The organism is Gluconacetobacter azotocaptans (genome assembly GCF_014174355.1).
In the GTDB taxonomy this organism is placed as follows: Bacteria; Pseudomonadota; Alphaproteobacteria; order Acetobacterales; family Acetobacteraceae; genus Gluconacetobacter; species Gluconacetobacter azotocaptans.
The window spans coordinates 369,048-381,260 of record NZ_JABEQF010000002.1 but is presented as its reverse complement, the minus strand read 5'-3'; the positions used below and the strand labels follow the sequence as shown (position 1 = coordinate 381,260).

The window sequence follows — 12,213 nt, the reverse complement described above, 5'->3', positions numbered from 1 at the left end:
CCGGCGTCGGGCTTTGCCCGAACCCACCAGGGCCTGAGGCCCTGGACCCCGATCATGGAACGACAGATTGGTTTCCTACGCCGCGACCCGCCCCGCCGCGGCGGGAACCAGGGCCTCGACATGCCGCCTGGTGTTGACCACGCCCTTGGCCAGGATGGTGCCGTTGGCATCCAGCAGCACCATGGTCGGCAGACGGCTGACCTGCAACACCAGCCCGAGTTCGACCCCGGTGACGAACGCCACCCCGGCCAGGCCCATGCGATCGCGCATCATGACCAGTTCGGGCTGCGCGCCGTCGCCGACCAGAACCAGTTCCAACCCCCGGTCGCGCGCGACATCCAGCGCAATGGGCAGGACCCTCTTGCAGACCGGGCAGTCCGGCGCGACGAACAGCAGCATGCGCACCGCACCCGGAGCCAGCGGCTCGCCCATCGGAAACGGTTCGCCCTCCAGCGTTCGCATCGTGATGCGCGGAATCGCCTGCCCGGGTTCCAGCCCGGTCTGGGCCGTCTGCATGCCGATCGGGGCGATCCGCTCGTGCAGCACGCCAATCTGGCGCGCCAGCGCGAACACCACCATGACCAGGACCACGACTGCGCCGAACAGCAGGATTTGCGACGCCACCAGAAAACTCATCATGCGGAACGTTCCTCTCCGGCGCCGTCGGACGACAGCAGATGCGACAGGCTCAGGGCCAGGGCCAGCAGGCAGGCACCGGCGACCAGCGACTGGCCGCGCAGAAGCCACGATCCGGGCAGACCGATTGTGACCGGCACCAGGGCCAGCGGCACCAGCACCAGGGTCCGCGCCACCGACAGCCACGACAGCCGGGCGCCGGCCAGGCCCGGCAGACAGCCGCACGACAGGTTCACCCGCCCGCGCAGCACGTTGATGGCCATGGCGGCGGCGAACACCCCGAACAGCAACGCCGCCGCCAGCCCCGCCCAGCGGACGGCGACACCGGTCAGCATCATCGCCCCCAGCACCGTTTCCAGGCCGGCCAGTCCCCAGGCCGCCGGGGCCAGCAGGCCGCCGGGCAACAGGCGGTAGGCCGCCACCGTCCCCAGGAAATCGTCCGGATCGCGCAGCTTCGCCACGCCGGCGGCCAGGTACAGCCCCCCCACCGCGCCGCACGCCAGCGCGGCCGCCATCGACGGCAGCATCCCCACGCCGGTCATTCAGGCGACCCCGCACCCCGATCCGGGCGCGAACGCGCCGGCAGGCGATCCGTCATTTCAGCTTTTCTTCGGTTCATCCGGCGATGCTGTGTCATACCAATCCGCGTTTATGAAGGACTCTTTGTCCGCATGCATCAGGGCGCATCGTGGCCCGCCTCGCGCCCGGCCTGGGCCGTATCATAATCATGTAACTCACGTGCCTGTGGACAGGCCCCGATCACCCCCCGCACCACGCGATCGCGATAGCCATGCAGATCGGCGATCCGGAGCGGATCGGCCCGCAAACGCGCGATTTCCACCGCCGTATAGGGCCTGGCCCCCGCCGGCACGCTGTCGCGCCCGAAGGTGAAGACCACGAAATTCACCATGTCGGCAAGGTCCTGCGACGACAGGTTGGCGAAGGCCACGTTCGGCAGCCGGACCAGATAATCCCGCCCCTGGGGCGTGCAGAGAAAATAGCCGACCTGCCCCGCCAGGTCCGGCACCACGCGGCGGCCCGAACGCCCCTGCACCCCATGGCATCCGCCGCATCCCACCAGGTAGTGCCCCTGCACCACCGGGACCACCGGCATCGCCCCGCTGGCCGGGGCCGACCGGGGCAGCACCGACAGGCCGAGCGCGCACAGCACGCCCAGGACCGGCAGAAGCGGAAAACGCACCATCGTCGTCACGGGCGCGACCGTGGGCCGGGCGTCAGCTCGCCTGGCCGACGATCGCGGCGGTCGAGCAATGATAGGCCGTCGATGCCGTTCCGAAACACCAGATGATGTCGTTGCTGGCCTGCGGCCGATAGATCGGCATTTCGCGATCGGCGGTATTGCAGTGGCAGTCCTTCGACGTCGCGCAGATGTCGCGGCCGCAGCAATCGCGATAGGCGATGACGTAGGACCGGCCGTCGGCCGGATTGCGGCATGTCCCGATCCACGAGACCGGCGACGGCTCGGTGCCCGGCGGGCAGGTATGCACCCCGCCGCCGCAGCAGCCGCACAGCACGCCGTCAATGGCGCAATGGCGCCAGTAATTGCACTTCGTCGCGTCCTTGGACTGCGCCCGGCGCTCGAAATCGCTCAGCGTCGCAGCGGGGGCGGGGGCCGAAGCCGCGTCGGCGCGCGACACCGGCAACAGGGGAAAGGCCGGCGCCAGGGCCATCGCCGCGCTCATGCGGCCCAGCACGCCCCGGCGCGACGACCGCGCGGCCAGCTTGCGCGTGGCCGTCTCGCCCAGTCTGTCGAGGAAAGAAACCGACATCGTCTACACACTCCCGGAGCGGCGGCGTGGCATCGTCATGCCACGCGGGGACGTGCGTCCAGATAGGACTGCACGGAGACGTGGCCGGTTTCCCCCGCCACGACAAGGCTTTCCAGATGTTCGCGATTGTTGACCAGACCCTTGGCTACGATCGTGCCCGCGCCATCCAGCAGCATCGCGAAGGGCAGCTTGTCGATTTCCAGCCACTGGCCGATCTGCGCATCGTTCACGAAGCATGCCGGATCGAGGCCGAACCGACGGATCAGGTCCCACTGCATCGCGTCGGTATCGTCGCCCAGGCACAGCAGGTCGATGGATTCGCGCTGCGTGAAATCCTGCGCGATGGGCAGGATCTTGCGCGAAATCGGGCACCCCCCCGAGACAAACAGCAACAGATGCGGACGCCCGTCCGGTCGTTCGCCGCCCAAAGAAACCTGTTGCCCGTTCATCGCCAGGGCGGTTCGGCCCGGCAGGCGGACACCGGGCTGCGGCCCGGCCGACGTCATCAGCGCGCCGACCGGCGCCACGCGGGTGTACAGGCGCCGAACGCTGCGAAACAGCATTGCGACGACCAGCGCGATCGCCACGACCAGCATCCAGCTGATGGACTGGGACAGCAGCAGCACGGTCATGCGGCGCGGACCTGCGGACAGGCGGAGAAAACCATCGTCATGTCCCGCGTCACATGTCCGGAACCAGGAACACCGGCCCGGCCTGGGCCTCGATGGTCCTGCGGACGGTGCCGGTGCGCACGTCGATCGTCGCGATCTTGCCGTTCTCGGCGGTGGAATAGAGCAACGGCGCCGCGTCGGGGCTGACCGCGATCCCGCGCGCGGGTTCGGGCAGGTCGATGCGCCGCACCAGCGCGTGGGCGACCGGGTCGAGTTCCCAGACCTCGGTGCCGGCGGTCTTGTGCGTCCAGTAGGTGCCCATATGCATCAGCACGAACAGATGGCCGCTGGCCCGGTTCCAGGCGAAGGGCTGCGCGCCGCCGGGCCGCCAGGCCAGGTCCTGCACGCCCGTCCCGGCGACCGGCTGCCCCGCCGCCTGCTGGATGGACCACGGCGCGCCGATCACCGGGTCCTGCCCGAGGGTCGTCGCATAGACCTTGCCCGAATAGGACACGAACAGCGCCCGGCCGGTGGCGCGATCAACCAGTCCCTGCTCGAAGATGGGGTCGTTGTTGGCGTCGAAGAACGGTTTGGTGTGCGTGACCTTCACCTCCGCGCCGCCGGCGTAGCCCACATTGGTCAGCGAACCGTCACCGCACAGGCTGGAGAACCCACCGGTCTTCCACGGAAAGACCAGCGCGCAGCCGGGAATATCGACCGTACGGGCCACCGACGCATGGGCCAGGTCGACGACCGTCACCGCCGTCGCCGGGCTCATGTCGAAGACATAGCCCCAGCGCCCGTCGGGGCTGACGTCGAAATCCTGCTTCTTGTAAACCGCCAGCGCGCGGGGCGGCAATTCGATCTCGCGCAGCAGCTTCAGCGTCCGCGCATCGTATTCCTGCAGCAGATCCTGCCGGGTGCCGTGGTCGCCACGGGACCAGATCGTATCGGCGACATAGAAAACCTTGCGATCGGGCGACAGGACGATGTTGCCCAGGCCGCTGGCTGGGACGGTGCCGAGGATGTGCCCCGCGTCCCCATCGTAAATAGTATAGGCATCGTGTGCCGTCGCCGGCAGGAACCAGTGGGGGGCAACGGGCGGCAAGGTGGCCACGTCGCTCTGCTCCGCCTGCAGCACGGGGGTGTCCGCATGGGCGGCGGCCGACACCATCAGCATGGCGGAAAATGCCGCGCGCCACGTGGTTTTCATGCTCCAACCCACCATCACGGCCTTCCTGCCCTTTTTTAAACGCGACATGCCCGATCGGGCACGCCCCCTCGCGCGCGAATGTGCCCCCTCCCTGTGCCCCGATCACGCGACCAGGGCAAGACAGGGGGCTTCGCGCCTCAGTATTCGGCGCTGATCGTGCCGAAAAACTCGCGCACCGCGCCGCGCTCCAGCGACTGGTAGTCACCGCCGTCGCCCGACTGCCCACCGATCGGGAAGCCGTTCTCGCCCATCATCGCGACGTATTTCTGGTTGAACAGGTTGTAGACCTCGAAGCTGGCGGTCACGTTCTTCAGCACGCTGAGATTGCCGAAACGATATTTGGCGCCGAGGTTGGCCATCCAGTACGGGCTGATGCTGGTATCGTTCATATACGAGAAATAGCGCTTCCCATAGTAATTCACATCGAAATGGGCAGACGCGCCCTTATATTCGTATGAAAGACTGGTCTTGTACATGACCTGCGGATAGGCGAGCATCTTCTTGCCCTTGATGTCGCAATCCCCCGAAAGCGGGCAGATGTTGACGTCGTCCGCATAAGTGAAATGGTTGTAGCTGATCGAGTTGGTCCAGGCCAGGCCGCGCGCCAGCCCGTTGAAGGGCGCCAGGGTGAGGGATGCATCCATCCCGTACATCGTCGCGTGCTTCGAATTGACGACCGAGGTGAGCGGGTTGTTCAAACTGCCGACCGAAGCCGAGATCAGACGGTTGTAAACGTCCGAGTGATAGGCATCGATCGAAGCCTGAAGCTTGCGCGACGTGTACCGGTAGCCAACCACGTAGGAAAAATCGCGCTCGTTGGGCAGGCTGTGCTGAAGCGAGCGGAACGCATCCTGCGACGACACCGCCCAGGGCGAGACCGAACCACCCGAGGGCGCCACCATGAAGGGGCGCATGTTCTCGGCGAAATCGAAATACAGTTCATGCCCGCGCAGGAAATGCCAGTCGAGATTGACCGCCGGCAGAAATGCGGCCGCCGAGGTCATCGAGCCGTTCGGCAGACCCGAGACCGCGCCGTAGCCCGTGTCGCTGCCGTAGCCGGCATCGACATTCCCGTAATAGGCGCCGCCCGAACTCGTTTGCAGCATGGACCGGAAGCCGTAGGTCACGGCCAGGCTGTCCACCGGACGCCAGGTGTCCATGACATGGAACTGGAAGGCGTTGGTGTTCCAGGTGAAGCCGTACCCCTGCTGGAAAGCGGGGCCATAGGTAGTGTATGGGCCGACGGTCTTGAGCGGGCTGCCCTGGCCGTAAATCGGCTCGTTGTACCAGAACAGGTCGGCCCGCTGCGAGTTGTTCTCGTACCAGCCGCCGACATTGATGTTGTGGCGCCCGATATGCCACATGAACGCGCTGGTGAAGCCGAAGCGCTGGTAGGACGACTGCCACACTTCCTCGGAAAGCGGCGCGCCGGTGCCGATCGACTGCGTCCAGGGGTCGCCGTACGTCGCGTGCGAATCATTCGCGGCGGCATAGAACACCGTGTTCCAGCGCAGACGATCGGTCAGGGCCAGGTCGGCGTTGATGCCGCCCAGATAATCCTGCGTTGCCTGTCCCGCGTCATAATAGGCGGTTCCCGCGCCTTCGTTGGTGTTCTGCCACGAGGCCGGAATGGTCGGGCTGGTGCCCTGCGGCAGGACCAGTGGGGTCCCGCTGCCGACGTCGTACGAGCCCGGACCGGTATAGGCCAGGCCGTTATCGTTCACCCATGCATATTCCGAGGCATTGTAGGCCCCCAGATAGTTCGGCGCCCAGGATTCCGTCCGCCATCCGGCGTTTTTCAGGATGCTGAGGGATTTGTCCGCATAGCCCCAGACCTCGGCATCGTTCCAGTTGAAGATGGAGGTGATCCGGCTGTCATTGCCGATCGGCTGAACGAGCTTGCCGTTCACGCTCTGCATGAAGCCGGGGGTCGGGGCGTCGTATTTCCGTTCGTCGGCGCGCGAATACGCAGCATAGAATTTCGTGCCGGTACGGTTCAGCGCGCCGCTGTCGGCGCGGACGTAGGTACGCATCGTGCCGTAGCTGGCGAAGACCTGCGAAACCTTGGCGCCGGCCTTGTCCTTCGGATCGGAGGTGTGGAACCGCATCGTGCCGCCGAGGCTGGAATTGCCCGGAAGGTCGACACCGCCGGCGCCCTGCGATGTCTCGACGCTCTGGATGTCGTCGGAAATCCAGGCATTGGCGACGTTGATGCCGTTGACGCTGGAATAGGTCTGGTCATTGAGCGGGATGCCGTCGAGCGTCATCCCGATCGAGTCCTGGAAGAAGCCGCGCACGTACACGCTGGTCCCCCAGGTGTCGAGGCCCAGCGGATCGCTGGAGCTGAAACTTACGCCGGGCAACTGTCCGACCGATTTCAGAATGTTGGTTCCCGCAACCTGAGATTCCAGCATCGCACGGGTCACGCTGACCTCGCCGCCGTGCGAGACATGGTGGCTGGCGACCACGTTGACCGCCTCGTCCGACGTGGGGGTAAGGCCGGCACGCCGCACGGGCGCGCGGGGGGCGCCGGCCGTCTTCGCGGCCCCCTGCGGGGTGGCACGGGGTGCGGCAGGCCGATGCTTGGCGGACGCATGCGACGACGGCGAAACCGGCTCCGGCGCCGTCTGCGCGAAAGCCGGCTCGCCGCCGATCACGCCGCCGATCACGCCACCCAGCACGGCCGAGCCCAGAAGCCGCGCACGCAGAAGCCGCCTGTTTCGTGCAATAACCCGTCCTGATCGCATGTAATGCCTTTCCCCGACGTCGCGTACCGCGCGCATCCCATTCTGCCCGCTCGATCTGACTGTCGAAACCGGCGGGTTCCATTTGACAAGACGTTTTGTGTCCGGACCGTCCGGTTTGCCTTGAATAGATGCGCTTGTGTCACACGCTGTTAATCCATCGTAACAATATGTAGAAGTTGCCTTCGTTGCAGCACCGGTGCCAAAAAAGCACCATTCGTCTCGCATTCCCCTCACGGTCCCCGGATTCCCATGGCTGACAAGCGCGTTTTTCCCCCTTTCGGACCGCTTCGCGCATTCGACGCGTTCGGCCGCACCCGCGGCATTCGCCGGGCGGCGGAATGGCTGCGCATCGATCATGCCGTCGTCAGCCGTCATCTGCGCGCCCTGGAACAATGGACGGGCGTGCCCCTTCTGGACCGGGCGGCCGGCGGACTGACCGACGCCGGCAAGATCTATCACGACCGGATCGCCGCCGCGCTGGACGAGATCGCCAACGCGACCGAGGCCCTGCGCACCGGCGACCTGCCGCAGCTCAGCGTCTGGTGCGTGCCGGGATTCGCCTTTCACTGGCTGGTGCGCCGCCTGGGCGCCTTCCGCGACGAATATCCCGAGATCGACCTGATCCTGCGCCCCAGCGACGAGCGCGCGTCGTTCTGGTCCGACGGGGTGGACGCCGATATCCGCTATCGGCTGGACGGCACGACGACGCCGCCCCCGCCGGGGATCCGCCAGGCGGAACTGGCCCGGCCGCTGGTCTTTCCGGTAGCCAGTCCCGATTTCGTCAGACAGGCCGCGGGTGGGCTCCAGCAGATCGAGGATCTGACGTCACTTCCCCTGCTGGCCGAGGAAAACAGCGACGAATGGCTGGCCTGGTTCGCGGCGCAGGGGGTGGCGGTGCCCACCGTCACCCCGGCGGCCCGGCTGTGGCATGCCCATGTGATGCTGGCCGCCGCGCGCGAGGGGCACGGCGTGGCGCTGGCCAACCAGTTCCTGCTGGAAGACGATCTGAAATCGGGCAACCTGGTGCGGCTGGGAACGGCCGACGGGCCGTTTCCGGGGGCCGCCATCGGGGCCTACACGCTGTTCATCCCGGAAAACCGATGGGACCGGCCGGCCCTGGTGCGGTTCCGGACCTGGCTGTCCCACATTGCAGGATCGTTCCCGCCCTGCGATGCCCCCTCGCCCCACGATACGGTGGCGTAAGAGCCTGACCGGAAATGCGCGCTGGCGGCGATCCGACGCGCATTTTCAAAACAGGTTCTGAGAAAGACAGGACCTGTTGTCCTTACGCAACAAGCGACGAAAACCCGACCGGAAAATGGTCGGTTTATATTGAAACGTTATATCATACGGTTTAGAGCGACACGAGAACATGCTCCCTTCTCTGCCCCTCCAGCCGGACACATCGCCCCGCATGCCCCCACTCCGCTCTTCCGCCCGTCGCGCGTCGATGACCCTGTTGCTGTCGGGCGCGGCCCCCGTGGCCATGACCGTGGCCCTGTCCACGACGCCGGCACGCGCCGACACGATCGCCCCCGCCACGCCGGTGGCGCAGGGCCGGCCCGCCGGGACCGGAACCACGACATCGTCGTCCCCCGCCGGACAACCGGCCGCGCCGGACGCCACGGCCCCGTCCTCGGCCCCCGAGCGCATCACCGTGACGGCGCGCCTCGACCGGGCGCGCTCGGCCCTGCAACCCTCGACGGGGGCCACGGTCTATAATTTCAGCCGTACCGCCATCGAAACCGTGCCCGGCGGCGACAACGCGCCGCTGAACGGCGTGCTGTTGCAGGCCCCCGGCGTGACGCAGGACAGCTACGGCCAGATCCATGTCCGTGGCGACCATAACGAGGTGCAGTTCCGCCTGGACGGCGTGCAGTTGCCCGAGGGTCTGACCGTGTTCGGCCAGACCCTGATGACCCGCTTCGCCGATTCCCTGTCGATGACGACGGGCGCGCTGCCCAGCGAATACGGCTTCCTGCAGGCGGCGGTGATCGATATCACCACCAAGAACGGCACCACGAACGCCGGCGGCGACGCCTCGGTCTATGGCGGGGCGCGGGATTATTTCTTTCCGTCCCTGCAATATGGCGGACATCACGGAAAATGGGATTATTTCGCCACCGGCGATTTCCTGCACGACCGGATGGCGATCGAGAACACCACCCCCAGCTTCAACGCCGTGCACGACCTGAGCAACCAGTACCATGCCCTGGGTCACCTGCGGTACACGGCCGACGAGGACACCCGCATCAGCCTGATCGCCGGCGTGTCGAACGCGGAATATCAGCTTCCGAACAACCCCGGACAGCAAACGCAATTCCAGCAGCCGGCCTATTCCGGCAGCGCGCTGGCGCAGCAACTGGCCGGCAGCGTGGACAGCGCCGGCCTGGACGAACGCCAGAAGGAAATCACCGATTTCGGCATCCTGTCCCTGCAGAAGGAAATCGGGAAATTCAGCCTCCAGACATCGGCGTTCGTCCGGTACAGCAGCCTGCGCTATTCCCCGGACATGCTGGGGGACCTGGTCTATAACGGCATCGCGCAGCAGGCCGCCCGCTCGGTCTTCTCGTCGGGCAGCCAGAGCGACGTGACGTGGCGCATCAACCGCCGGCACACGATGCGCTTCGGCTACCAGGCGTTCGTCGAACGCAACGTGTCCAAGACCGATTCTCTGGTCTACCAGCAGGCGGGCGTCGATGCGGACGGCGAGCCGGTCTACGGCGACAATCCGGTTTCGATCCATGACGGCAGCGGACGCACCGGCTGGATCTGGGGCCTGTATGCCCAGGACGAATGGAAGCCGCTGCGCTCGCTAACGGTCAATTACGGGCTGCGGCTGGACGGGGTGGACGAATACACTCATCAGAAGCAGCTCAGCCCCCGCCTGAACCTGGTCTGGACCCCCTTGCGCGGCACGACGCTGCATGTCGGCTATTCCCGCTATTTCACCCCGCCGCCGTTCGAGGTCGTCAGCGGTACATCGGTCAGCCGGCTCGACGGCACCAGCGCCGCCGCCCCCGGCACCCGCAACGACACCGTCAAGGCCGAAAGCGACCATTATTTCGATGCCGGCATCACCCAGCAGATCCTGCCGGGCTGGCGCGCCTCGTTCGACGCCTATTACAAGCTGGCGCACAATCTGATCGACGAAGGCCAGTTCGGCGCGCCGATCATCCTGTCGGGCTTCAATTACCGGCGCGGACAGGTGAACGGCTACGAGGTCAGCACGTCGTACGACCGCGGCCCGCTGTCGCTGTACGGCAACATGGCCTGGTCGCGCGCCATCGGCAAGGACATCACCAGCGCGCAGTTCAATTTCGCGCCCGACGACCTGGCCTATATCCAGCAGCGCTGGGTCCATCTGGACCACGACCAGCGCTGGACGGCGTCGGCGGGCGGGTCGTACACCTTCTTCCACCGTACCGGGCATCCGACGCGCCTGTCGGCCACGATGGTCTACGGCAACGGCCTGCGCGCGGACAGCGACATTCCCAACGGCGCCAAGCTGCCGCAATATGTCACCTTCAACCTGTCGCTGGTCCAGTCGTTCCGGGACCTGTTCCATGTACCGTTCCTGAAGCGGACGCAATTGCGGCTGGATGTCACCAACCTGTTCGACCGCACCTACGAACTGCGCGACGGCAGCGGCATCGGGGTCGGCGCGCCGCAATACGGGCTGCGCCGCACCATCCTGACCGGCATTTCCCAGCAATTCTGACCGCCCGCCCGGCAGACCATGACATTCCGGTTCCGATACCTATAATCGGGGCCGAAATGCCCTGACACCACGCCGGAGGCCCAAGCCGATGTCCATCTCCACCACTGCGTCGCCGGCATCGTCCCTGCCGGACGCTGCCGGCGACGCGCGACTGCGCAAGCGCCATGTGGCGATGATCTCGATCGGCGGCGTGATCGGGGCCAGCCTGTTCGTGGGCTCGTCCAGTGCCATCGCCACCGCGGGGCCGGGCGTGTTCCTGTCCTACCTGCTGGCCGGTCTGATCATCCTGTGCGTCACCCGGATGCTGGGCGAAATGACCGTCGCCGCCCCCGACGCCGGATCGTTCGTCGCGCACATCCGGCGCGGCATCGGCCCGCGCACCGCCTTCGTGGGCGGATGGACCTACTGGGTGATGTGGGCGACCATTCTTGGGATCGAGGCGATCGCGGCGGCCAGCTTCCTGGCGCCGCTGCTGCCGCTGCCGTTCCTGGCGATCGAATGCGCCATCATCGCCGTGATGACCGCGATCAACCTGTGCTCGGTCCGGGGATATGGCGAATTCGAATACTGGTTCTCGATGACCAAGATCATGACCATCGTGATCTTCATCGCCATCGGCGGCTGCGCGCTGCTGGGCTTCACCGGCTACCGCACGGACATCCCGTCCAACCTGCTGGCCCATGGCGGCCTGTTCCCGCATGGGGGCTTCGCCCTGATGGCCAGCATTCCCGCCATCATGCTGTCGATGGCCGGTGCCGAGATCACGACCATCGCCGCCATGGACTCCACCCACCCCGCCGAAAGCGTCGGCCAGGCCACCCGCTCGGTCGTGCTGAAAATCCTGATCTTCTACCTGGTGTCGATCGGGCTGATCCTGTGCCTGACGCCGTGGGCGACCGTGATCCCGGGGCGTTCGCCGTTCCTGACGACGCTGCAACGCCTCGATATTCCCTTCGCCTCGCTGCTGATGACGGGGGTGATGCTGGTCGCCACCCTGTCGGCGCTGAATTCAGGCCTGTACGTGACATCGCGCGTCCTGTGCGAACTGGCCGAAAGCGGGGACGCGCCGCGCCTGTTCCTGTCGCGCAGCGCCAACGGCACGCCGCGGCGGGCCATCCTGGCGGGCAGCGTCATCGCCATCCTGGTGGCCCTTGCCGGCATGCTGTCGCCCGACCTGGTGTTCGCCTTCCTGGTCAGCGCGACCGGCACCTTCGTGCTGTTCGACTATGTGCTGATCGCGGTCGCCCAGATCCGCCTGCGTCGCCGGACCATCGCCCAGGGCGATCACCCCACCTTGCCGATGTGGGGCTTCCCGTGGATTTCCTACGTCACGCTGGCCCTGCTGGTGGGCGCGTTGCTGACGATGCTGGTCGCGACGACGCACACGCGGATGGAAGTCATCCTGGGGGCCGTGACCGTCGGCTTCATCGTCCTGCTCGAAAAAGGCACGCTGGCGCTACGCGGCGCACCGGCCGAGGACTGACCCGCGTCCCCG

General features: G+C 66.4%; 10 protein-coding genes. 3 read left to right on the top strand and 7 right to left on the bottom strand.

Going from position 1 to position 12,213, the window contains the following annotated elements; genetic code table 11:
- Nucleotides 1–75 precede the first annotated feature (75 nt).
- The 7 genes from HLH34_RS03795 to HLH34_RS03765 all read right to left on the bottom strand — a co-directional run bounded on the left by HLH34_RS03795 (nt 76) and on the right by HLH34_RS03765 (nt 6,997).
- Nucleotides 76–639 carry a thioredoxin-like domain-containing protein gene (locus HLH34_RS03795; protein ID WP_183118266.1) on the bottom strand — a complete coding sequence of 188 codons (564 nt, stop codon included), beginning with the start codon at nt 637–639 and terminating at the stop codon, nt 76–78.
- Complete coding sequence (locus tag HLH34_RS03790) at nt 636–1,178, bottom strand: MauE/DoxX family redox-associated membrane protein (RefSeq protein WP_244959604.1); 543 nt, start codon at nt 1,176–1,178, stop codon at nt 636–638. Before HLH34_RS03790 ends, HLH34_RS03795 begins: the two co-directional genes overlap by 4 nt.
- A gap of 134 nt (nt 1,179–1,312) precedes the next feature.
- Complete coding sequence (locus HLH34_RS03785; protein ID WP_183118312.1) at nt 1,313–1,840, bottom strand: hypothetical protein; 528 nt, start codon at nt 1,838–1,840, stop codon at nt 1,313–1,315.
- A gap of 31 nt (nt 1,841–1,871) precedes the next feature.
- The gene (locus HLH34_RS03780) at nt 1,872–2,426 is read right to left on the bottom strand and encodes a methylamine dehydrogenase light chain (protein ID WP_183118265.1); all 555 of its coding nucleotides are present in this window, start codon (nt 2,424–2,426) and stop codon (nt 1,872–1,874) included.
- 35 nt (nt 2,427–2,461) lie between these two features.
- Nucleotides 2,462–3,058: a thioredoxin domain-containing protein gene (locus HLH34_RS03775; RefSeq protein WP_183118264.1), complete on the bottom strand. Its 597-nt coding sequence runs from the start codon at nt 3,056–3,058 to the stop codon at nt 2,462–2,464.
- Between the two features lie 49 nt (nt 3,059–3,107).
- Nucleotides 3,108–4,250, bottom strand: a complete 1,143-nt coding sequence (locus tag HLH34_RS03770; protein ID WP_240162135.1) for an amine dehydrogenase large subunit — start codon at nt 4,248–4,250, stop codon at nt 3,108–3,110.
- 137 nt (nt 4,251–4,387) lie between these two features.
- A complete protein-coding gene (locus HLH34_RS03765; protein ID WP_183118262.1) occupies nt 4,388–6,997 on the bottom strand; it encodes a TonB-dependent receptor in 2,610 nt (869 codons plus the stop codon).
- 249 nt (nt 6,998–7,246) lie between these two features.
- On the opposite strand from HLH34_RS03765, the gene HLH34_RS03760 reads away from it, so the two are divergent.
- From HLH34_RS03760 to HLH34_RS03750, 3 genes are all read left to right on the top strand, one after another.
- A complete protein-coding gene (locus tag HLH34_RS03760; RefSeq protein ID WP_183118261.1) occupies nt 7,247–8,200 on the top strand; it encodes a LysR substrate-binding domain-containing protein in 954 nt (317 codons plus the stop codon).
- Between the two features lie 283 nt (nt 8,201–8,483).
- Nucleotides 8,484–10,718, top strand: a complete 2,235-nt coding sequence (locus HLH34_RS03755; RefSeq protein ID WP_183118311.1) for a TonB-dependent receptor — start codon at nt 8,484–8,486, stop codon at nt 10,716–10,718.
- Nucleotides 10,719–10,806: 88 nt separating this feature from the next.
- A complete protein-coding gene (locus tag HLH34_RS03750) occupies nt 10,807–12,201 on the top strand; it encodes an amino acid permease (RefSeq protein WP_240162198.1) in 1,395 nt (464 codons plus the stop codon).
- Nucleotides 12,202–12,213: the final 12 nt, after the last annotated feature.